The organism is Delftia acidovorans SPH-1, from assembly GCF_000018665.1.
GTDB lineage: Bacteria > Pseudomonadota > Gammaproteobacteria > Burkholderiales > Burkholderiaceae_C > Comamonas > Comamonas acidovorans.
On record NC_010002.1, the window covers coordinates 3,141,886 to 3,163,997 of the forward strand.

General features: G+C 65.6%; 20 protein-coding genes and 4 tRNA genes. 19 read left to right on the top strand and 5 right to left on the bottom strand.

The features are described from left to right. The first annotated feature begins 2 nt into the window (after positions 1–2). The 5 genes from DACI_RS14360 to adhP all read left to right on the top strand — a co-directional run bounded on the left by DACI_RS14360 (position 3) and on the right by adhP (position 4,828). Complete coding sequence (locus DACI_RS14360; RefSeq protein WP_012204713.1) at positions 3–1,268, top strand: Zn-dependent hydrolase; 1,266 nt, start codon at positions 3–5, stop codon at positions 1,266–1,268. 70 nt (positions 1,269–1,338) lie between these two features. Beyond that, positions 1,339–1,415: transfer RNA gene (locus DACI_RS14365), tRNA-Val, on the top strand. 213 nt (positions 1,416–1,628) lie between these two features. Further along, the gene (phaR, locus tag DACI_RS14370; RefSeq protein WP_012204714.1) at positions 1,629–2,168 is read left to right on the top strand and encodes a polyhydroxyalkanoate synthesis repressor PhaR; all 540 of its coding nucleotides are present in this window, start codon (positions 1,629–1,631) and stop codon (positions 2,166–2,168) included. 92 nt (positions 2,169–2,260) lie between these two features. Beyond that, positions 2,261–3,649 carry a 30S ribosomal protein S12 methylthiotransferase RimO gene (gene rimO, locus DACI_RS14375; RefSeq protein ID WP_016453016.1) on the top strand — a complete coding sequence of 463 codons (1,389 nt, stop codon included), beginning with the start codon at positions 2,261–2,263 and terminating at the stop codon, positions 3,647–3,649. Positions 3,650–3,799: 150 nt separating this feature from the next. Next, positions 3,800–4,828, top strand: a complete 1,029-nt coding sequence (adhP, locus tag DACI_RS14380) for an alcohol dehydrogenase AdhP (protein ID WP_012204716.1) — start codon at positions 3,800–3,802, stop codon at positions 4,826–4,828. A gap of 63 nt (positions 4,829–4,891) precedes the next feature. On the opposite strand, the gene DACI_RS14385 is transcribed toward adhP, so the two are convergent. The 5 genes from DACI_RS14385 to DACI_RS14405 form a co-directional block, all read right to left on the bottom strand. Next, entirely contained in the window at positions 4,892–6,310 is a 1,419-nt protein-coding gene (locus DACI_RS14385) for an MATE family efflux transporter (protein ID WP_012204717.1), read from the bottom strand. Positions 6,311–6,364: 54 nt separating this feature from the next. Beyond that, a complete protein-coding gene (locus DACI_RS14390; protein ID WP_012204718.1) occupies positions 6,365–6,985 on the bottom strand; it encodes a DUF2239 family protein in 621 nt (206 codons plus the stop codon). A 136-nt stretch (positions 6,986–7,121) separates the two neighbouring features. After that, positions 7,122–7,676: an elongation factor P gene (efp, locus tag DACI_RS14395; RefSeq protein WP_012204719.1), complete on the bottom strand. Its 555-nt coding sequence runs from the start codon at positions 7,674–7,676 to the stop codon at positions 7,122–7,124. A gap of 162 nt (positions 7,677–7,838) precedes the next feature. Continuing rightward, complete coding sequence (gene earP, locus DACI_RS14400) at positions 7,839–8,972, bottom strand: elongation factor P maturation arginine rhamnosyltransferase EarP (protein ID WP_012204720.1); 1,134 nt, start codon at positions 8,970–8,972, stop codon at positions 7,839–7,841. A 5-nt stretch (positions 8,973–8,977) separates the two neighbouring features. Continuing rightward, positions 8,978–9,862 carry a LysR family transcriptional regulator gene (locus DACI_RS14405; protein ID WP_012204721.1) on the bottom strand — a complete coding sequence of 295 codons (885 nt, stop codon included), beginning with the start codon at positions 9,860–9,862 and terminating at the stop codon, positions 8,978–8,980. A gap of 168 nt (positions 9,863–10,030) precedes the next feature. Between DACI_RS14405 and DACI_RS14410 the strand changes: the two genes are divergently transcribed. From DACI_RS14410 to DACI_RS14475, 14 genes are all read left to right on the top strand, one after another. After that, positions 10,031–11,248: a CaiB/BaiF CoA transferase family protein gene (locus DACI_RS14410; protein ID WP_012204722.1), complete on the top strand. Its 1,218-nt coding sequence runs from the start codon at positions 10,031–10,033 to the stop codon at positions 11,246–11,248. Continuing rightward, positions 11,245–12,234, top strand: coding sequence for a hydroxymethylglutaryl-CoA lyase (locus tag DACI_RS14415; RefSeq protein ID WP_012204723.1), 990 nt, complete (start codon positions 11,245–11,247; stop codon positions 12,232–12,234). The genes DACI_RS14410 and DACI_RS14415 overlap by 4 nt, the downstream gene beginning before the upstream one ends. A gap of 51 nt (positions 12,235–12,285) precedes the next feature. Continuing rightward, a complete protein-coding gene (locus DACI_RS14420) occupies positions 12,286–13,272 on the top strand; it encodes a Bug family tripartite tricarboxylate transporter substrate binding protein (RefSeq protein WP_012204724.1) in 987 nt (328 codons plus the stop codon). 58 nt (positions 13,273–13,330) lie between these two features. After that, a complete protein-coding gene (gene uvrC, locus DACI_RS14425) occupies positions 13,331–15,283 on the top strand; it encodes an excinuclease ABC subunit UvrC (protein ID WP_012204725.1) in 1,953 nt (650 codons plus the stop codon). 77 nt (positions 15,284–15,360) lie between these two features. Further along, the gene (gene pgsA / locus DACI_RS14430; RefSeq protein ID WP_043783389.1) at positions 15,361–15,930 is read left to right on the top strand and encodes a CDP-diacylglycerol--glycerol-3-phosphate 3-phosphatidyltransferase; all 570 of its coding nucleotides are present in this window, start codon (positions 15,361–15,363) and stop codon (positions 15,928–15,930) included. Positions 15,931–16,382: 452 nt separating this feature from the next. Next, positions 16,383–16,655, top strand: coding sequence for an HU family DNA-binding protein (locus tag DACI_RS31250; RefSeq protein ID WP_012204727.1), 273 nt, complete (start codon positions 16,383–16,385; stop codon positions 16,653–16,655). Positions 16,656–16,669: 14 nt separating this feature from the next. Further along, positions 16,670–16,745, top strand: a tRNA-Val gene (locus tag DACI_RS14440). A gap of 60 nt (positions 16,746–16,805) precedes the next feature. Next, positions 16,806–18,701 (top strand): SurA N-terminal domain-containing protein, encoded by a 1,896-nt coding sequence (locus tag DACI_RS14445; RefSeq protein ID WP_012204728.1) that lies wholly within the window; start codon positions 16,806–16,808, stop codon positions 18,699–18,701. 74 nt (positions 18,702–18,775) lie between these two features. Continuing rightward, a tRNA-His gene (locus tag DACI_RS14450) sits at positions 18,776–18,851 on the top strand. 256 nt (positions 18,852–19,107) lie between these two features. Continuing rightward, a tRNA-His gene (locus DACI_RS14455) sits at positions 19,108–19,183 on the top strand. A gap of 450 nt (positions 19,184–19,633) precedes the next feature. Continuing rightward, positions 19,634–20,146: a GspH/FimT family pseudopilin gene (locus DACI_RS14460; RefSeq protein ID WP_043781491.1), complete on the top strand. Its 513-nt coding sequence runs from the start codon at positions 19,634–19,636 to the stop codon at positions 20,144–20,146. A gap of 23 nt (positions 20,147–20,169) precedes the next feature. Further along, positions 20,170–20,691 (top strand): type IV pilus modification protein PilV, encoded by a 522-nt coding sequence (gene pilV, locus DACI_RS14465; RefSeq protein WP_225971087.1) that lies wholly within the window; start codon positions 20,170–20,172, stop codon positions 20,689–20,691. Continuing rightward, the gene (locus tag DACI_RS14470; protein WP_225971088.1) at positions 20,654–21,514 is read left to right on the top strand and encodes a prepilin-type N-terminal cleavage/methylation domain-containing protein; all 861 of its coding nucleotides are present in this window, start codon (positions 20,654–20,656) and stop codon (positions 21,512–21,514) included. Before pilV ends, DACI_RS14470 begins: the two co-directional genes overlap by 38 nt. Next, on the top strand, positions 21,511–22,104 hold the full coding sequence (locus tag DACI_RS14475; protein WP_043781498.1) for a pilus assembly PilX family protein: 594 nt from the start codon (positions 21,511–21,513) through the stop codon (positions 22,102–22,104). Before DACI_RS14470 ends, DACI_RS14475 begins: the two co-directional genes overlap by 4 nt. Positions 22,105–22,112 lie beyond the last annotated feature (8 nt).

Sequence of the window (22,112 nt, forward strand, 5' to 3'; positions counted from 1 at the left end):
CAATGGATACAGATACCCAAGTGAAGCAGGACATCGCGCAGCTGCGCGTCAACGGAAGCCGGTTGTGGGATTCACTCATGGAGCTGGCGCAGATCGGCGCCACGCCCAAGGGCGGCGTCTGCCGCCTGACGCTGACCGACCTGGACCGCCAAGGCCGTGATCTGGTGACCCGCTGGGCGCGCGAGGCGGGCATGACGGTGACCATCGACAAGATCGGCAACGGCTTCATGCGCCGGCCCGGGCGCGACAACAGCCTGCCGCCCATCATGACGGGCAGCCACATCGACACCCAGCCCACGGGCGGCAAGTTCGACGGCAACTACGGCGTGCTGGCGGGGCTGGAGGTGGTGCGCACGCTCAACGACCACGGCATCGAGACCGAAGCGCCCATCGAGGTGGCCTTCTGGACGAACGAGGAAGGCTCGCGCTTCGTGCCGGTGATGATGGGCTCGGGCGTGTTCGCCAAGGCCTTCACGCTGGAGCATGCCTATGCGGCCACCGACTCCGAAGGCAAGACCGTCAAGGGCGAGCTCGAGCGCATCGGCTATGTGGGCAGCCAGGAACCGGGCGACCACCCGATCGGCGCCTACTTCGAGTCCCACATCGAGCAGGGCCCGGTGCTGGAGGACAACGCCAGGACCATTGGCGTGGTCACCGGCGTGCTGGGCATCCGCTGGTATGACTGCGTGGTCACAGGCATGGAAGCCCATGCCGGCCCCACGCCCATGGCCCTGCGCAAGGATGCGCTGCAGGCGGCCGCGCAGCTCATGCAGGAAGTGGTGGCCTGCGCCCACCGCCATCCGCCCCATGGGCGCGGCACCGTGGGCATGGTGCAGGTCCATCCCAACAGCCGCAACGTGATTCCGGGGCAGGTCAAATTCAGCATCGACCTGCGCAACGCCACCGATGCCGACTGCGAAGCCATGGACGCCGACATCCGCGCCGTGGCCGACCGCATCAGCCGGGAGACGGGCCTGCCCATAGCGATCAACCTGGTGTCCAGCTACCCCGCCCAACCCTTCCATGCCGACTGCGTGGATGCGGTGGCGCGCGCCGCCAAGGCCCTGGGCTACTCGCACATGCCCGTCGTCTCGGGCGCCGGGCATGATGCGGTCTACATGGCGCGGCTGGCACCGGCCGGCATGGTGTTCATTCCCTGCAAGGACGGCATCAGCCACAACGAGATCGAGGACGCCACGCCGGCCGACATCACCGCAGGCTGCAATGTGCTGATGCACGCCATGCTGGAACGCGCCAGGGTGCTGTGATCGGAAAAACTGCGCAACTTGCCCGGAAGCCCTGTTTTGCACTGCTATACTTGCGGCTTCAACAAACGACAGGCGCGTAGCTCAGCTGGTTAGAGCACCACCTTGACATGGTGGGGGTCGTTGGTTCGAGTCCAATCGCGCCTACCAAACAAAGCAGTCTCACCAGGGGCTGCAGAAAATCCCGCTTCAAGCGGGATTTTTTTTGCCCGGACGGCGGCAAGGCAGCCATTCGCTCTGCCGCATGCGTTGATCACCATCAGGGTTACTGCTGCGCCAGGTGCTGTTTACGCTGCCTAGAATCTGTTGCAGTGCAATAGATCAATTGCCCGTACAAGCACGTACACGAGGAGAAGCATTGCAATGCAAGAGACGACAACATCCGCCGCCCCCAGCGCCCAGCGCGTGATCAAGAAATACCCCAACCGCCGTCTCTACGACACCAACACGTCCTCCTACATCACGCTGACGGAAGTCAAGCAGCTGGTGATGAGCAACGAGCCCGTGGTGGTCAAGGACGCCAAGAGCGGCGAAGACCTCACGCGCAGCATCCTGCTGCAGATCATTCTGGAAGAAGAGGCCGGCGGCGCGCCCATGTTCTCCGAGACCGTGCTGGCCAACATCATCCGTTTCTACGGCCATGCCATGCAGGGCTACATGGGCTCCTACCTGGAAAAGAACGTGCAGATGTTCACCGACTTCCAGAACAAGCTGGCCGAGCAGGCCCAGGGCACCTCGCCCGAGGCCTGGAGCCAGTTCATGCGCATGCAGCCGCCCGCCATGCAGAACATGATGAGCAGCTACATGGAGCAGTCGCAGAACATGTTCACCCAGATGCAGGACCAGATGCAAAAGCAGACCGAGCAGATGCTGGGTGCGCTCGGGATCAAGCGCAATAGCTGAGCTTGCAGGGATAAGTTCAGGGGCGGTTTACCAAGTTCTCGCAGAACTGGGACAATATCGCCCCTATGACCCCCACGAGCGACGCAACAACCATGACAACCCCTGCCGGCGCGGCCGCTCCGCGCGTGGGCTTCGTGTCCCTCGGGTGCCCAAAGGCACTCACGGACTCCGAACTCATCCTTACCCAGCTCAGCGCCGAGGGCTACCAGACCTCCAAGACCTTCGAGGGCGCTGACCTGGTGATCGTCAACACCTGCGGCTTCATCGATGACGCCGTGCGCGAGAGCCTGGACACCATTGGCGAGGCGCTGGCCGAGAACGGCAAGGTCATCGTCACGGGCTGCCTGGGTGCCAAGGCGGGCAAGGATGGCGGCAACCTGATCCAGGAAGTGCATCCCAGCGTGCTGGCCGTGACCGGTCCGCACGCCACGCAGGAGGTGATGAATGCCGTCCACACCCATCTGCCCAAGCCGCACGATCCCTTCATCGACCTGGTGCCGGGCGCCTTTGGCGAGGCGGGCATCAAGCTCACGCCCAGGCACTACGCCTACCTGAAGATTTCCGAGGGCTGCAACCACCGCTGCACCTTCTGCATCATTCCCTCCATGCGCGGCGATCTGGTTTCGCGTCCGGTGGGCGATGTGCTCAAGGAGGCGCGTGCGCTGTTCGAGGGCGGCGTCAAGGAACTGCTGGTGATCAGCCAGGACACCTCGGCCTATGGCGTGGACGTGAAGTACCGCACGGGCTTCTGGGACGGCAAGCCGGTGAAGACGCGTATGCTCGAACTGGTGCAGACGCTGGCCGAGATCGCCGAGCCCTATGGCGCCTGGGTGCGCCTGCACTATGTCTACCCGTACCCCAGCGTGGACGAGATCATTCCGTTCATGGCCACGGGCCGCGTGCTGCCCTATCTGGACGTGCCCTTCCAGCACAGCCATCCCGATGTCTTGAAGCGCATGAAGCGCCCCGCCAACGGCGAGAGGAACCTGGAGCGCCTGCAGCGCTGGCGCGAGATCTGCCCGGACCTGGTGATCCGCTCCACCTTCATCGCGGGATTCCCCGGCGAGACCGAACAGGAGTTCGAGCACCTGCTGCAGTTCCTGCGCGAGGCGCAGATAGACCGCGCGGGCTGCTTTGCCTACAGCCCGGTCGAAGGCGCTGCCGCCAACGAGATTCCCGGCATGCTGCCCCTGGAGGTGCGTGAGGAGCGCCGCGCGCGCTTCATGGCCGTGGCCGAAGAGGTTTCCACTGCGCGCCTGCAAAAGCGCGTGGGCCAGACCATGCAGGTGCTGGTGGACAAGTCCGTGGGCCTGGGCAAGAAGGGTGGCGTGGGCCGCAGCTATGCCGATGCGCCCGAGATCGACGGCCTGGTGCACCTGCTGCCGCCCGAGAAGGCCAGCAAGACCTACAAGGTGGGTGACTTCGTCAAGGCGCGCATCGTGGGCACGCAGGGCCACGACCTGGTGGGCCAGCCTGTGTAAGGCCTGCATTCGCATCCCTGAAAAGCGGGCAAGGTTTTCCTTGCCCGCTTTTTTTGTCCTTGATGGTCCAAGGCCTGATTTTGATCAAGGCGTTCAGGTCGCTTCGCTGAAATGCTGTACCTACTTTGACGCAAAGAAAGGATGGCGCGAATGAACAGGACCATGAAGGCCGCCGTGGTGCGGGAGTTTGGCAAGCCGCTCACCATCGAGGAAGTCCCGGTGCCCAGGCCCGATCCCGGCCATGTGCTGGTGAAGATCGAGGCCTGCGGCGTCTGCCATACCGACCTGCATGCGGCGCAGGGCGACTGGCCCGTCAAGCCCAATCCGCCTTTCATCCCAGGCCATGAAGGCGTGGGCTATGTGGCCGCCGTGGGCGCGGGCGTCACCCATGTGAAGGAGGGCGACCGCGTCGGCATTCCCTGGCTGTACACGGCCTGCGGCCATTGCGAGCATTGCCTGGGCGGCTGGGAGACGCTGTGCGAGCAGCAAAAGAACACCGGCTACTCCGTCAACGGCGGCTTTGCGCAGTACGCGCTGGCCGATGCCAACTTCGTGGGCCTGCTGCCCGGCAGCGTGGACCTGATCGAGATCGCACCCGTGCTGTGCGCGGGCGTCACCGTCTACAAGGGCCTGAAGGTCACGGACACCAAGCCCGGCAACTGGGTGGTGATCTCGGGCATCGGCGGCCTGGGCCACATGGCCGTGCAGTACGCCAAGGCCATGGGCCTGAACGTGGCGGCGGTGGATGTGGATGACGACAAGCTGGCGCTGGCCAGGCGCCTGGGCGCCCAGGTCACGGTCAATGCCATGACCACGGACCCTGCGGCCTACCTGAAAAAGGAGATCGGCGGCGCACACGGCGCCCTGGTGACGGCGGTATCGCCCAAGGCCTTCGAGCAGGCGCTGGGCATGGTGCGGCGCGGCGGCACGGTGTCGCTCAACGGCCTGCCGCCAGGCAGCTTTCCGCTGCCCATCTTCAACATGGTGCTCAGCGGCGTGACGGTGCGCGGCTCCATCGTGGGCACGCGGCTGGACCTGCAGGAGTCGCTGGACTTCGCGGCCATGGGCAAGGTCAAGGCCACCGTGTCCACAGACCGGCTGGAGAACATCAACGACATCTTTGCGCGCATGCACGAAGGCAAGATCGAAGGGCGCGTGGTGCTGGACCTGAACGCCTGACGCCTTGCCCACTCCAAAAAAAACAGGCTTCCCTCGGGAAGCCTGTTTTGCATGGCGCACGCCTTACACCATGCGGCGGATGGGGCGCTTCTTCCAGACCAGCTTGTAGTAGGCGGTCTGCAGGCACAGCGTCAGGGTGTAGGACAGCGGAAGCGCCATCCAGATCCCCATCAGCCCGAAGCCGCGGCTCAGCCACCAGGCCATGGGCAGCTCCAGCACGGCGAGCACCGTGATGGTGATGGCCGTGGGAATGACCACATCGCCGCTGGCACGCATGATGGACGACAGGGCGATGAAGCAGCCCAGCAGCAGGCCGCTCCACAGCACGATGTACAGCAGCTCGATGGCCAGCACCAGCACCTGCTCGTCGGTGATGAACATGCCCAGCAGCGGCCGTGCGAACAGGCTGCCGATCAGGGCCAGGGCGGCGCCCAATGCCAGGTTCATGCGGATGGCCGTGGCCGTGATGGCTCCCAGGCGCTCGCTGCGGCCCGCGCCGATGGCCTGGGCTCCGAGGATGGAGGCCGTGATGGCGACCGAGATCACGGGGAACTGCGCAAACGAGTTGATCTGGTTGACCGCGCCATAGGCGGCCGTGGCGCTGGAGCCGAAGCCGTTGACCAGCGACACGACGACCAGCCCGGCCATGGACGAGGCAATCATCTGCACGCCCGTGGGAATGCCCACGCGCAGGATGCTCTTGAGCAGGGTCCGGTCAATGCGCATGGCTTTCCACAGCGCGGCATTGGGCGCCAGCGGGCTGCCGATGCGGCGCAGCCGCCAGCCCAGCCAGGCCAGCGCCAGGGTGAAGCCCAGGATCATGGATACACCTGCGCTGGCCACGCCCAGGCGCGGCAGGCCGGCCCAGCCCGCGATCAGCGCCGGGGTGCAGGCCAGGCCCGTGCCCGTGGAGATCAGCAGCGCCAGCATGGGCGAGACCGTATCGCCCACACCGCGCAGCAGCGAGGTGGCCAGCAGGAACACGAACAGCCCCGGCATGCCCAGCAGAACGATGCGCGAGTACAGCGTGGCCTGCTCCATGATGTCGGGCGGCGTGCCCAGCAACCGCATCAGCGGCTCGGTGAACAGCCCGCCGAACAGGGCCACGATGGCGCCAAACAGAAGTCCTATGCACATGGCCGTGCCCGCAATCGCGCGCAGCTTGTCATGCATGCGCGCGCCGTAGGCCTGGCCGATCAGCACCGAGGAGCCCGCGCCCAGGCCGATCACGAAGGCGATGAAGAGGAACATCACCGGAAAGAAGGCCGCGACGGCGGCCAGCGCCTGCACGCCCAGCATCTGGCCGATGAAGACGCTGTTGATGGTGCCCGACAGCGATTGCAGGATGTTGGCCAGCACCATGGGGCCCAGGAACACCAGAAAGGTGCGCCACAACGGCTGGCTGCCGGCAATGGGCGGCCCGCCGGGGCTGGATGCGGCAGGCGCGGCGGCCTGGGGCAGGGGTTCGGTTGGTTTCGTCATGTTGTGTCTGGTAATGCGACGAGAAAAGCAGAGAGTTCGGGCCGGTTCAGGTCTTCAGTCCTGGGCTGGCGCCGCAGGTGAGCCCGCCCACACGGGGCCGCCCAGTTGCTGCAGGTAGCTTCGCACATCCTCGGGCCAGGCGGCGGTGTGCCGTGCAAAGGCTTCGGCCTGGCGTGCAAACAGGGCGCGGCTGGCGTCCTCGAAATGGGGCAGGTCGCCCGCCATCTCGCTCATGAAGCGGTAGACGGCTTCGGTGGCGGCGCGCACGGCATCCTGTGCGGCGTGCTTGCCGCGCGCCTCCTCGATCAGCCTGCGCAGTGCGCCGGAGGCGCCGCCGGGCTGGCGGTTGAGCCATTCCCAATGGCGCGGCAGCAAGGTCACCTCGCGCGCCACCACGCCCAGCTTGGGGCGGCCCACGCTGCGCGGGGCGGCGGCTTCGGCGGGGGCAGGCGCTGAGGCCAACTCGCTGCGCCAGTCCAGGTCCAGCCGCATGCCGCTGTGGTCGTCGAACACCCACAGCGGCGGCGCGGATCCGCTGCCGTGGGCCTGTTGCTCATGGCTTTGCAGGAACTGCAGGATAGCCGGCCTGCCGGCCTGCAGCAGCCGGCTGTGGCCCTGGAAGATGGTGTAGCTGGGGGCGGGCTCGGCGGCCGCTGCGCTGGATTTGGTAGTCATGCGGCGTATATTAGCCGGGTAAAATTCGCAAGTCAATTAAATCCGGGTAAATATCTGCATGAATACTGCGCGCCCAAAAGAAAAAGCCCCTGGCAGAGGCTGCCAGGGGCTTCGCAGAGGGAACTGCAAGCGTTGTTTAGACGCGCTTGCGGTACTCGCCCGTGCGGGTGTCGATTTCGATCTTGTCGCCCTGGCTCACGAACAGGGGCACGGGCACTTCGAAGCCGGTGGCAATCTTGGCAGGCTTGAGTACCTTGCCCGATGTGTCGCCCTTGACGGCGGGCTCGGTCCAGGTGATTTCGCGTTCCACGGAAGTGGGCAGTTCGCAGGAGATGGCCTTGCCGTCGTAGAACACGACTTCGGCTTCCATGCCGTCTTCCAGGTAGTTGATGGCGTCACCCATGTTGGTGGCTTCCACTTCGTACTGGTTGAAGTCGGCATCCATCCACACGTACATCGGATCGGCGAAGTAGGAGTAGGTGCACTCCTTCTTGTCCAGGATCACGTTGTCGATCTTGTCGTCGGCCTTGAAGACGACTTCGGTGCCCATGTTGCCCAGCAGGGACTTGAGCTTCATGCGGACGGTGGCGGCGCCGCGGCCACCGCGAGCGTATTCGGTCTTCAGGACGATCATCGGGTCCTTGCCGTGCATGATCACGTTGCCGGCGCGGATTTCTTGAGCGATTTTCATAGCTTGCTTGGCTGAGGTTGAGCCGCTCAACAGGGCAGGCAAGCGAAGTCGCTGGGACGGTGCGCCTGCCGCAGTTCCGCGGCGGGTGCAACCCTGGTTGGTCGATGGCGGCCGGCTGGCGGTCGCCCGCAGCGGCGCCTCCAGGGAGGCAAAACGTGCATTCTAGCTTTTTTCGGTCACGAAAGCTTGTAGCTGCTCAATCAATGGGGTCTGTTGCAGCAGCCGCAAGCGTGCCGCCTGCACGCATTCCTGCCATTGCTTCAGCAACGCAGGCGTGATTGCGGGCAGGGTGCTTGCCGGTGCCATGCCGTTCCAGGCATGGTGGAAGGCGCGCAGGCTGGCGGGTGCCTGCAGCCAGTCAAGAAAGGCGTCGAGCTTGTCGTGATGGGCGTCGTCGTGCTGGGGATAGATGTGCCAGACCAGCGGCTGGCCCGCCCACAGCGCGCGTACCAGCGAATCCTCGCCACGCACCAGGTTCAGGTCGCAGGCCCAGAGCATTTCATCGAACTGAGGTTGGGGGCAGGGCTGCAGCGCATGCCGGGTCACCGCGCCTTGTTCCGTGGCGGGCACGCTGGCCATGGCCTGTTGCACGGCGGCGGCTGCGCGCCCCGGGGTCACCAGCAAATGCGTGGCCTGCGGTGCAGGGGGTGCTGCATGCAGTTGGGCCAGCCATTGAGGCAGGGCAGGAGGTTCGTAGCAGAACAGCGAGATGGCGCAATCGCCGGAGCCTATGCCTTGGCGTGTGCGCCAGGCCTGCCGGCCCTCGGAAGCAAAAGCTGCCTGGCGCGCGGCCAGTTCCGGCTCGCGCAGCAGGCCGCCTGTGGCGGCCGTGAAGCCCGGGTAGAAGAACCAGCGCGTCAACCCCGCAGCCGGCCCCGACATCAGCGGCGAGGGCAGGCGGTGGCAGCGCTCCACATAGTCCTCTGCCGACAGGTATTCGAGGTTGATCCACAGCGGTGCCCGGCGCGCGATGGCCGCCAGAAAGGGCGGCGGGATCTCGCAGCCGAAGGCCTCGATGACCACATCGCCCACGGTCTGCGGGACATCCTGCGCCTGCGTGGGCCAGCCGTGCACGCTGAGTCCGGCCGGGTGGGGCGGGGGAGCCATCCAGGCCAGGGCGCTGGCGTCGTCCATCCACAGCCGCACGCGCTGGCCGCGTGAGGCCAGGTCGGCCGCCGCGCGCCAGCACACGCCGATGTCGCCAAAGTTGTCTATGACCTGGCAGAAGATGTCCCAGGTCCGTGCAACGGCCTGCTCTGGCAGAGGGGCCGGGGGGATGGGGTTGAAGGCAAGCATGGGGATCAGGGTTCGCACAGGTGTTCGACCAGCAACTGCGCCACGGGCGGCAGTGCCTCTTGCGAGCGCACGCACAGCATCAGCTGGCGCTCGGCCCAGGGCTCGTCCAGCGCAATGCAGCGCAGCGGCAGGGCGCCCAGGTACAGGCGTGCGCTGCCTTCGGGCAGGATGCCGACGCCCAGGCCCGAGGCCACCATCAGGCACAGCGCGTCATAGCCCGTGACCTTCATGCGCAGCCGGGGCTGCAGGCCCAGGTCGGCCGCGGCGCGCGTGATCTGGTGGTTGAGCGCGCTGCCCGCGTGCATGCCCACCAGGTCATGGTCCAGCACCTGGGCCAGCCGCAGCGAGCGCCGCCGTACCAGCGCATGGCCCTGGGGCACGATGACGATGAGGCGGTCGCGCCGGTACGGGCGCAGGCGGATCTTCTCTCCATAGCTGCCCTGGTTGAGGATGCCGATGTCGGCCTCGTTGTCCGCCACGGCGCGCGCGATGTCGCTGCTCACCCGCTCCTGCAGGCGCACGTCCACATGCGGGTGCTGGTCCAGGAAGCGCTGCAGCTGCGAGGGCAGAAACTGCGTGATGGCCGAGATGTTGGCCATCACGCGCACATGGCCGCGCAGGCCGCTGCCGTACTCGCGCATCTGCTCGCCGATGCCGTCCAGGTCGTTGAGCACGCCACGCGCCATGTTCAGCAGCGCATAGGCGGCGGCCGTGGGCACGCTGCCCCGGTTGCTGCGGGTGAACAGCTCCACCTGCAGCTGGCTCTCCAGCTCGGCCAGCCGCCGGCTGGCGGCCGAGGGGGCGATGTGTTCACGTGCGGCGGCGCGGGCGATGGCGCTTTCCTCCATCACGGCCACGAACAGGCGCAGCGAAATCGGGTCGAGTTTCATGGGGTGGCGATTATCTCCCGGCCCCGCCCGGCTGGGTTCTGCCATGCCGGTTTGCGATGGCAGCGTCGCGCTTGAGCGTTTTGCAGCCGGCGCGGACGGCGGCAAGATCGGCGCCGCGGCAATGCCATCGGAGGCTGGCCGCAGGAGACAAAGAGGAAGCGCTAACCCATGACACAACAGACAAGGCTGGTTCCCACCCCCGGCGCACTCAACGGTGTGCGCGTGGTCGAGATGGGGCAATTGATCGCAGGGCCGTTCTGCGGCAAGACGCTGGGCGAGTTCGGCGCCGACGTGGTCAAGATCGAGGCGCCGGGCGCGGGCGATCCGCTGCGCAACTGGCGCCTGATCAAGAACGGCACCTCGGTCTGGTGGCAGGTGCAGTCGCGCAACAAGCGCTCGGTGGCGCTGGACCTGCGCCAGCAGGAGGGCCAGGACATCGCCCGGCGCCTGATCGCCGAGGCCGATGTGCTGGTCGAGAACTTCCGCCCCGGCACGCTGGAAGGCTGGGGCATGTCGCCCGAAGAGCTCCATGCGCTCAACCCCGGCCTGGTCATCCTGCGCATCTCGGGCTACGGCCAGACCGGCCCCTACCGCGACCTGCCGGGCTTTGGCGTGATCGGCGAAGCCATGGGCGGCCTGCGCCACCTGACGGCCGAGCCGGGCCGCGTGCCGGTGCGCGTGGGCGTGTCCATTGGCGACACGCTGGCCGCGCTGCATGGCGTGATCGGCGTGATGATGGCCCTGTACCACCGCAAGGTGAACGGCGGTGCCGGCCAGGTCATCGACGTGGCCCTGCACGAGGCCGTCTTCAACGTCATGGAAAGCCTGCTGCCCGAATACAGCGCCTTTGGTGCCGTGCGCGAGGCGGCGGGCAGTGCGCTGCCGGGCATTGCGCCGTCCAACGCCTATCCCTGCCAGGACGGGTGGGTGCTGGTGGCCGGCAATGGCGACTCCATCTTCAAGCGCCTGATGGCCACCATCGGCCGCCAGGACCTGGCCGACGATCCGCAGCTGGCCGACAACGCGGGCCGCGTGGCGCGCATTGCCGAGATCGACGCCGTCATCGGCGGCTGGACGCGCTCGCAGAGCGTGCAGGCCGTGATGGACCAATTGGCCGCCGCGCGCGTGCCGGCCGGCAAGGTCTACACGGCCAAGGACATTGCCGAGGACCCGCACTACCGCGCCCGCGACATGATCCTCAGCCAGCACACGCGCGACGGCGACGACATCGAGGTGCCGGGCATCGTGCCCAAGCTCTCGCTCACGCCGGGCACGGTGCGCACCAGCGCCCCCCATGTGGGCGACGACACCGATGCCGTGCTGGCCGAGGCCGGCCTCACGGCCCAACAGATTGCGCTGCTGCGCAGCAAGGGAGTGATCCAATGAATGCCGTCCACCCCACGGATGTCTGGCAGGGCGCGGGCCGCCGCGTTTTCTTCAACGAGGTCGGCACGCGCGACGGGCTGCAGATGGAGCAGGCCTTTGTCCCCACCGAGGACAAGATCGCCCTGGTCAATGCGCTGTCGCAGGCAGGGCTGTCCAAGATCGAGGTCACGGCCTTTGTCTCGCCCACGGCCATTCCCGCGCTGCGCGATGGCGAGATCGTCATGCGTGAGATAGAACGCCGGCCCGGCACCGTCTATACGGCCCTGGTGCCCAATGCCCGCGGCGCCGAGCGCGCCATCGAGGCGCGCACGGACGAGCTCAACCTCGTCATGTCGGTCAGCGAGACGCATAACCTGTGCAACCTGCGCATGCAGCGCAGCCAGTCGTTCGCGGCGCTGGCCCAGGTCGTGGCCACGGCGCAGCAGGCGGGCGTGCCCGTCAACGTCTCACTGTCGTGCTGCTTTGGTTGCCCCATGGAGGGCGATGTGCCGCAGCAGGAAGTCTTCGACTGGGTGCAGCGCTTTGCCGACCTGGGCGTGCAGGGCATCACGCTGTGCGATACCACGGGCATGGCCTTCCCGACCCAGGTGCGTGACATGGTGGCCGCCTTCCGGCAGCGCTGGCCGCAGCTGGGACTGACCCTGCACTTCCACAACACACGCGGCATGGCCCTGGGCAATGTGCTGGCCTCCATCGAGGCGGGCGGCGACCGCTTCGATGCCTCCATCGGCGGCCTGGGCGGCTGCCCCTACGCGCCCGGCGCATCGGGCAATGCCTGCACCGAGGACATCGTCCACGCGCTTGAGCTCATGGGCTACGACACCGGCGTGGACCTGGCGCAGATCGTCGCGGCCGCGCGCAGCCTTCCCGCGCTGATCGGCCATGACACGGCCAGCCAGATCGCCAAGGCCGGCGCGCGGCTGGACCTGCACCAGCCGCCAGCCGACTTTGCAGCCATCCGCGAACGGGCTTTGGCCAAGGGCTGAGGCCGGCGCGCATTCTCATTCACAAGAACCGAGCAAACCAAGGAGACAAAGATGAAGAAGATTCAACGCAGACAGATCGCAGCCGTGGCCATGGCCATCGCAGGGCTGGGCCTGGGCGGCACAGCCGCGCTGGCCCAGGGCGGCTACCCCGCCAAGACCATCACCATGATCGTGCCGGCCGCAGCCGGCGGCACTACCGACCTGGCGGCGCGCATGGCGGCCCAGGCGCTGGCGCCGGTGATCGGCCAGTCGGTGGTGGTGGACAACAAGGGCGGCGGCAACGGCTCCATCGCAGCCAGCCTGGTCAAGCGTGCCGAGGCCGATGGCTACACCCTGCTCATGCAGTACTCGGGCTACCACGTCATCTCGCCCCACCTGACCAAGGCCCGCAATTGGGAGCAGGGCGACTTCCAGCCCGTGGCCAATGTGCTGTCGGCGCCGCAGATCATCGTGGTGCGGTCCGAGCTGCCCGTGAAGACGCTGGCCGAACTCGTGGCCTATGCCAAGGCCAACCCCGGCAAGCTGAACTACGCCTCGTCGGGCAATGGCTCGCTGCAGCACGTGACGGGCGCCATGCTGGAGCAGCAGGCCGGCATCAAGATGGTCCACGTCCCCTACAAGGGCACCGGCCCCGCGCTGCAGGACCTGCTGGGCGGCCAGGTGGACCTGACCTTCGGCACGGCGCCGCCCTTCATGCCCCACGTGCAAAGCGGCAAGCTGCGCGTGCTGGCCGTCACCGGCACGCAGCGCCTGCCCAGCCTGCCTGATGCGCCCACCACGGCCGAGGCCGGCTATGCGGGCGTCAACGCCACCTCCTGGTTTGCCGTGTTTGCGCCCGCCGCCACGCCCAAGCCCGTGATCGACAAGCTCACGGCCGACCTCAAGAAGGTGGTGGAGAACCCGGCCTTCAAGCAAAAGGCGCAGGAGCAGGGCGCCACGGCGGACTACATGAACCCGCAGCAGCTGGGCGCCATGGTCAAGACCGAGTGGTCCAACTGGGCCCAGGTGGTCAAGTCCTCGAAGATCGAGGCCGAGTAAGAGCCCGGGGGCCCGCAGGCCCGCTGCGGCGGGCCCGGGCAGCGGCCACAATAGGCGCATGTCCGAATCCCATTCCGATGAACTGCTGGCCCAGGTGGCAGCGCTGCCGGGCCTGCCCGGCGTCTACCGCTATTTCGACGCGGCAGGCACGCTGCTGTACGTGGGCAAGGCCATCAACCTCAAGCGCCGCGTCTCCAGCTACTTCACCAAGAACCATGGCGGCACGCGCATAGGCCACATGGTGGGCAAGATCGCCCGCATGGAGACCACGGTGGTGCGCTCCGAGGCCGAGGCCCTGCTGCTCGAAAACAACCTCATCAAGACGCAGCACCCCAAGTACAACATCCTGTTTAGGGACGACAAGAGCTATCCCTACCTGAAGATCACCGGCGTGGCCGCGCGCGACGGCCAGGCTGGCGAGCCTGCCCACCAGCGCTTCGCGCGCATGGCCTACTACCGTGGTGCCGTGGACAAGCGCCACCGCTACTTCGGTCCCTATCCGAACGCCTGGGCCGTCAAGGAAAGCATCCAGCTGCTGCAAAAGGTCTTCCGGCTGCGCACCTGCGAGGACACGGTCTTTGCCAACCGCTCGCGCCCCTGCCTGCTCTACCAGATCAAGCGCTGCAGCGGCCCTTGCGTGGATCTGATCTCGCCCGAAGCCTATGCGCTGGATGTGCGCAATGCCGAGGCCATGCTGCGCGGCGAAACCCAGGAACTGCTGCGCCAGCTCGAGGCCCGCATGATGGAGCACGCCGGGCGCATGGAATACGAGCAGGCCGCCGAGGTACGCAACCAGATGACGGCGCTGTCGCGCGTGCTGCACCAGCAGGTCATAGAAACCGCCGACGACCGCGACGTGGACATCCTCGCCGTGAAGGTGCAGGGCGGCCGCGCCTGCGTGAACCTGGCCATGGTGCGCGGCGGCCGCCACCTGGGCGACCGGCCGTACTTTCCCGCCAATCTGGGCGATGCCGCCTCGGTCTACGCCGGCGAGGAAGAGGCCAATCTTGCCGAATCCGCGCGCCCGGTCGAGGACATCGTGCTGGAGGCCTTCATCGCCCAGCACTACACCGGCGTGGCCGTGCCGCCCGTGCTCATCGTCAGCCATCCGGTGGACAAGAAGCTGCTGGCCCTGCTGAGCGAGCAAGGCGGCGTGCGCATCACCGCCGTGCAGCAGCCGCGCGAGCAGCGGCGCATCTGGCTGGAGATGGCGCAAAAGAACGCCGACATCCAGATGGCCCGCCTGCTGGCCGAAGAAGGCTCGCAGCAGGCGCGCACGCGCGCGCTGGTCGAGGCGCTGGACCTGGCCTGCGAGAACCTGGACGAGCTCACCATCGAATGCTTCGACATCTCGCACACGGCGGGCGAGGCCACGCAGGCCTCCTGCGTGGTCTTCCATCACCACAAGATGCAAAGCAGCGAATACCGGCGCTTCAACATCGAAGGCATCACGGGCGGCGACGACTATGCCGCCATGCGCCAGGTGCTGACGCGCCGCTACAGCCGCGTGGCCGAGGCGCAAAGAGAGGCGGGCGGTGCCGAGCTCACCGGCAAGCAGCCGCAACTGCCGGACCTGGTGCTGGTCGACGGTGGCAAGGGCCAAGTCAGCATGGCGCGCGAAGTCTTCGAGCAGCTGGGCCTCGATGTCTCGCGCATCGTGGGCGTGGAAAAGGGCGAGGGGCGCAAGGTCGGCCTGGAAGAGCTGGTCTTTGCCGACGGGCGCGAGAAGATCTACCTGGGCTACGACTCGGCCGCGCTGATGCTGGTGGCCCAGATCCGCGACGAGGCCCACCGCTTCGCCATCACCGGCATGCGCGCGGCGCGTGCCAAGGTGCGCGTGGGCGGCGGCAAGCTCGAGGAGATTCCGGGCGTCGGCCCCAAGAAGCGAGCGCGCCTGCTGCAGCGCTTTGGCGGCGTGCGCGGCGTGTCCGAAGCCACCGTCGAGGACCTGTGCAGCGTGGACGGCATCTCGGCCGCGCTGGCTGAAGATATCTACCGTGCATTGCATTGAAATGACCGTCCCGCAGGCTGCACCGCGGGCCTTGAAACAGAACCTCAAACACCAAGGTACGTGACACAATGGCGGCCATGTTTCTTACAATCCCCACCTTGATGACCTGTACGCGGATCGTCGCGATTCCGCTGATCGTCGGGGTGTTCTACGCGCCGTTCGATGCGGCGACCCGCAACCTGGTCGCCACGGTCATGTTCATCGTCTTCGCGGCCACCGACTGGCTCGACGGCTACCTGGCGCGCAAGCTCAACCAGACATCGGCCTTCGGCGCCTTCCTCGACCCGGTGGCCGACAAGTTCCTGGTCTGCGCGTCGCTGCTGGTGCTGGTGCACCTGCAGCGCACCGATGTGTTCGTGGCCCTGATCATCATCGGCCGCGAGATCGCCATCTCGGCCCTGCGCGAGTGGATGGCGCACCTGGGCGCGGGCAAGAGCGTGGCCGTCCACATGCTCGGCAAGCTCAAGACCACGGCGCAGATGGTGGCCATCCCCTTCCTGCTGTACGACGGCCGTTTGTTCGGCATGATCGACACCGGCGTCTGGGGCCAGGTGCTGATCTGGGTGGCGGCGGTGCTCACCGTCTGGTCGATGGTGTACTACCTGCAAAAAGCCCTGCCCGAGATCCGCGCGCGGGTCACGCACTGAGGGCCTTTCCGGCCGTTCCCGGGATCCTGCGCCAGACACGTCGAACTGTCTGGCGTTGCTATTTTTTTGGAAGCATTTGAATCAGGCACGGCAGCCGCTGCGGCGTCGTGGATGCGAAGCGGTGAGGCGCATTGCAGCACTGGCAAGGCCTGCAGCGGACAAGTCCATTGTCAACCCTTGTCAATTCGTGAAGCCGCTAGCCTGCGCAGGGCGCAAAAAACCGGCCGCAAAGCCAAAGCTGGCGCCAAAACCGCATAGAATCGTCCCCTGTCGCTGCGATGCGTAGCGTGCATTGACACCTGGAAGGTCGATGGCTTTAATTCACCGATGTCTGCCCCGAGGCAGGCGTCGAACGGCAAGCCAGATTCCGTATCCGTCGCGCCGGGTTTCTGGCCGAGCCAAGTTGGTGGCCGCAGAGACATCCCATTCACTTATTTCTCCAGAGGCATCTTGTGAATAAAACCGAACTGATTGAGCACATCGCTAACAACGCCGACATCTCCAAGGCTGCGGCTGCTCGTGCACTGGATTCCACGATTGAGGCTGTGAAGAAAACCCTCAAAAAGGGTGGTACAGTGTCGCTCGTTGGTTTTGGCACATTCGCCGTTGGTAAGCGCGCTGCTCGTACGGGCCGCAACCCCCGCACCGGCGAAACCATCAAGATCAAGGCCGCCAAGGTTCCAAAGTTCCGTCCGGGCAAGGCATTGAAAGATGCCCTGAACTGACACCAGTCAAGGTGGGGTGCTTAGCTCAGTTGGTAGAGCGGCGCCCTTACAAGGCGTAGGTCGGCGGTTCGACCCCGTCAGCACCCACCAAGAACAAAAGGCGAACGAAAGTTCGCCTTTTCTATTTCTGCCATTGAAAGACGACAGACCATGTTCGAATCCATCCGCAAGCATTCCAAGTTCGTGATGATCTTGTTGTTCTTGCTGATCATTCCCTCGTTCATCTTCGTGGGTGTGAACCAGAACTACTTCACAGAGTCCAGCGTCATCGTCGCACGTGTCGATGGTCATGAGATCAAGCAGGCCGACTGGGAGAACGCGCACCGCATGGAGAGCGATCGCCTGCGCGCCGAGAACCCCAACATCGACCCCAAGCTGCTGGACTCGCCGCAGGCGCGCTACGCCACGCTGGAGAAGATGGTGCGTGACCAGGTGCTGGCCGCTGCCGTGCAGAAGATGCATCTGGCAGCGTCCGATGCGCAACTGGTGCGCACGCTGCAGGAGATCCCCGCGATTGCCGCGCTCAAGAAGCCTGATGGCTCGATGGATGCCGAGGCCTATCGCGCCCTGGTCGGATCGCAGGGCCTGACGCCCGAAGGCTTCGAGGCCAACCTGCGCCGCGAGCTGTCCATGAACCAGGTGATGGGTGGCGTGACGGGTACGGCCTTTGCGACCGACACCCAGGTCAAGCAGGCCATCGATGCGCTGTACCAGCGCCGCGAAGTGCAGGTGGCCCGCTTTGAAGCCAGCGCCTACGCCAGCAAGGTCCAGCCCACCGAGGCAGACCTCAAGGCCTACTACGATGCCCACACCAGCCAGTTCCAGCAATCGGAGCAGGCCAAGGTGGAATACCTGCTGCTGGATGTTCCCAGCATCGAGGCCGGCATCACGCTGAGCGAAGACGATGTGCGTTCCTACTACAACCAGAACGCCGAGCGCCTGGCCGGCCCCGAAGAGCGCCGTGCCAGCCACATCCTGATCAATGCAAGCAAGGATGCGCCTGCTGCCGAGCAGGAAAAAGCCAAGGCCAAGGCCGAGGAACTGCTGGCCGAGCTGCGCAAGGACCCCAAGCGCTTCGCCGAACTGGCCAAGGCCAATTCGCAGGACGGTGGCTCGGCTGCATCGGGTGGCGATCTGGGCTACTTCGGCCGCGGTGCCATGGTCAAGCCCTTCGAAGACGCAGCCTTCGGCATGAAGGTGGGCGACATCAGCGACGTGGTGCACAGCGACTTCGGCTACCACATCATCTCGCTGGTGGACATCAAGAAGCCCAAGGCTCCGAGCTTCGAGCAGATGCGTCCCAAGCTGGAAGCTGAACTCAAGCAGCAGCAGGCCCAGCGCAAGTTCGCCGAACTGGCGGAAGGCTTCTCCAACGCGGTCTACGAGCAGTCGGACAGCCTGCAGCCCGTGGCCGAGAAGTTCAAGCTCACCGTGCAAAAGGCAGACCATGTGACGCGCCAGCCCGGCCCCAACGTCAAGGGTCCCCTGGCCAACCCCCGTTTCCTGGAGGCGCTGTTCTCCAGCGACTCGCTGAACAACAAGCGCAACACCGATGCGGTGGAGCTGGGTTCCAACCAGTTGGTGGCCGGCCGTGTGGTGGAGTACACGCCTGCCCGCACGCTGCCCATGGCCGAGGTCGGCGACAAGCTGCGCACCCTGTACGTGGCGCAAAAGTCCGCCGAACTGGCCAAGGCCGATGGCGAGGCCAAGCTCGCCGCATGGAAGGCCAAGCCTGATGCGGCGCAACTGCCTGCCGCCAAGGTGATCAGCCGTGACCAGCCCGAAGGCCAGCCTCGCGAAGTGGTGGATTCTGCCCTGCGTGCACCGACCGCTCAGCTGCCTGCCTGGACGGGTGTCGACATGGGTGCCCAAGGCTATGCCGTGGTCAAGATCAACCGTATCGTCGAGCGCCCGGCCGATGATGCACAGGCTGCTGCCGCGCAGAAGCAGGACTTCCTGCGAAGCTCTGCGGTCGCAGAAGCTATGGCATACTACGAGCTTCTCAAGAAACAGCTCAAGGTGCAGATCAAGGTCCCGCGCCCCTGATGAGAGAAATTTCTAGCAGAACAGAAATTTCAGAAATCAAGCAGTTTTTTGGAATAGAATAGCGTTCTTCTACGGTGGCTGTAGCTCAGTTGGTAGAGTCCAGGATTGTGATTCCTGTTGTCGTGGGTTCGAGCCCCATCAGCCACCCCAAATAAAAAAATCCCCAGAGCAGAAATGCTTTGGGGATTTTTGCTTTGGGCGGCAGGGGGGGCTGCTTGTCCCCGAAAGCTCCAGGTGCGCCCGGCAAGGTCCCTGCCGGCTGCGGCTGCATGGAGGATGGTGGCATCCTGCCCGTTGCCCGCATCCCCCGATGCGCCTTTGTTCCTGCCGCTCCCGATCCGTCACGCAACGCCTGTTCCAAAGCATTTGTCTGCTGGTTTTTGGCATATAATCGAATGCTTCAACGGTGGCTGTAGCTCAGTTGGTAGAGTCCAGGATTGTGATTCCTGTTGTCGTGGGTTCGAGCCCCATCAGCCACCCCAAACAAGAAAATCCCCAGTGCAGGAATGCACTGGGGATTTTTGCTTTGGGCGAAAACTTTTTCTTCCTCGGGCTGCAAGCAGGCGGGATATTCGCATGGCCAATCGCGCTGCGGCTGGATTGCGGCCGCTCATGCTGCCGTGGATTTTCAGGCGCTTGATGCGAGGTCTGCCTGCCTGACTTCGCGATCTGCCGTACCGCCACCGTGGCCATGCCCGTTGCGCGGGCCGTTCCGCCGAGCTTGCGTGCGCCGACGGCGGGCCGGGCTTGCTGGATGGGGTGTTGCGCTCTGCACAGGTTTTTATAAGACAAGTCCTATATTTGTCCCGTAACCTGTGTCAATAGGTGTTATGTATTGCCATTGCATTACGATTGCAAACATCAATCAAGAGCAATGGCGCAGGGCTTGCAGGCCTGTCGCATGGTCCCCCGGCAACGAGAAGCACGCTTGCATGAAAAACCCCGGTTACACGCGCAACGTCTGTCCAGGCGGCAGGTGGCAACGGCCCCGCGGCTTCACCCTCATCGAGATGATGGTTGTGGTGGCGCTGGTCGCGATTCTGGCCGCTCTGGCCGCTCCTTCCTTCATCGCCCAAATAGCCAACCAGCGCGTCAGCTCGGCTGCGCTCGAGTTGCAGTCGTTGCTGCAGCTGGCTCGCTCCGAAGCGGTCTACAAACGGGTGGAAAGCAGCTTCGTGGGCGCGGGGCAGACATGGTCCGCCAAGTCGGGAGGGCAACTGGTGCGCGAGGCCCGGGTGCCTGATGCCGTGACCGTGTCGCCCTCCGGTGATTCTTCCCAGGGCGTCCTGTTCGAAACCACGGGGACCGCCAGGCAGTTCTCCGGCGCCAGCACGCTGTACACGCTGACCGTCACGGCTCGCCATGCCACGCGCATGCACTGCCTGAGAGTGACTCGCGCCGGGCTTGTGCGCCAGCAGCGGCTGCCTGCCGGCGGCAGTTGCTGATGCGCGTGCAACGGGTCTGCAACATGTCCATTCCTTTTTCTTCTCGCAGGCAACGCGGCGCAGGCCTTATCGAGGTACTCGTCGCCGTGCTGCTGGTGGCCGTGGGGCTGCTGGGCGCCGTGCGCATCCATGTGCGTGCCATTGAATACACCGTGGATACCGAGCGGCGCCAGATGGCATCCATGCTGGCTTCCGAACTGCTGGAGACCCTGCGGGGGGATACGGCCACGGTCCTGGACGCGAAGGGCTCGCCCGTGGCGGAGCTGGGCGGCTACCAGAAGCTGGAGGGTGCGGCGATGCCCGCGGCCCCTGCGGCCTGCCAGCCTTTGCCGCAGCCGCGGGAGCAGCGCCTGGCCTGCTGGGGCGATCGGGCCCGCAAGCTGGTGCCCGATCTCACCGCGGACCGCATCGACAGCTCCTTCGCCGTGAGCGCCGATGCCGATGGCCTGGTGTCCGTGACGGTGGCCTGGCCGGTCAAGAAAGGCCAATGTCTGGATGGAAGCGACAATGAATTTTGCACATTCACGCTGCGGTCGCGGCTTTGAGCGCGGGCCGGGCGCACGGGCGTGCCGCGTGCGCATGCCGTCCCAGGCGGGCATGTCCCTGGTGGAGATTATGGTGGCGCTGGCCATCGGCCTGTTCCTCGTGCTGATTGCCACCACCATCTACATGCAGGGGCTGTCGAGCTTCGGTTTTCGCGTGGGGCAGAGCGAGAACCTCGGCAACAGCCGGCTGGCGCTTGCCGTGCTGGACTCCGAGTTCTCCAAGGCAGGCTACAGGAGAGACCCTTCGCAGGCGATGTTCGACGCATTTCCTGCCGATTCCTCGCCCCATCCCAACGGCTGCCAGTTCGCCCAGGGACAGGCGCTCTACGCGGCTGACGTGCAGAGCATCTGCCTTCGCTTCCAGCCCCGGGACGCTGCGGAAACCGATTGTGCGGGCACGCCGGCGAACCTGGGAGCCGCCGGCCCCTATGACGCTCCGGCGCCGGCGACAGGCATGTTCGCGGAGAAATACACCGTCGAAAGTGGTGTGCTGGTCTGCCGGGCCGCGCAGGAGGTTGTGCCGCTCGCCGATGGCGTGCGGGCGGTGCATTTCGAGTTCGGCATCGATCGGCAGACAGCGCCTGGCGCGATACGCAGGGTCGATGCCTTCGCGGCCACGTTGCCCGGGCAGCAGGAAGCCATCCGTTCCCTGCGCCTTGCCCTCTTGCTGGAAAGCTCCGGCAAGGTGACGCAGGGCATGGCCTCCACCGTCTGCGAGCGTTGGGCGCAACTGGGCGGCGCTCCGGACCGATGCGATGCGAATGCCGGCCCCCTGCTGCAACTGGCCACCGGCACGCTCACCCTGAGGAATCTGATGCCATGACCGCGCTGATCGGAGCCCGGAGCCGCCGCTGCATGTCCTGTGTCCTGCACGGGCGCCAGCGCGGCAATGCCTTGCTGGTGTCCATGATCATGCTGCTGCTGGTGTTGTTGCTGGCGGTGGTCGGCATGCGCGTGGCCACGCTGGAGGCGCGCATCGCCGCCAACATGGTGGATAGCCAGCGGCTGTATGAAACCGCGGATGGCACGCTGCGAGAAGGCGAGCGCAAGCTGCTGGAGCATGCCGTCGCACTCAAGCCTTGCAATGGCGCCGGCACTCCGGTGGCCGAGGGCAGCGGCATTCCCTGCTCGGTGTCCGATGTGCGTACGGATTCCATCGGGCTCGGCACGGATTTCCAGACGACCAAGGCCAAGGCGGCAGGGTTTCAGAAGCCCGATGGGTACTGGTATCCCCGATACATCACGACCGCCTGTCCCAAGTCGGGTAGTGCGACGTCCGCGCTGGATGCACCCGCCACCGGCTGCACGGACTTCTATGAGGTCAATGCCCAGGCCACGGAAAAGTCGCAGGCCCAGGCCTGCGGAGCGGATGCGCTGTGCCTGCGGTCCAGCGTCAACATGTTCATAAAGTAAGCAGGGGG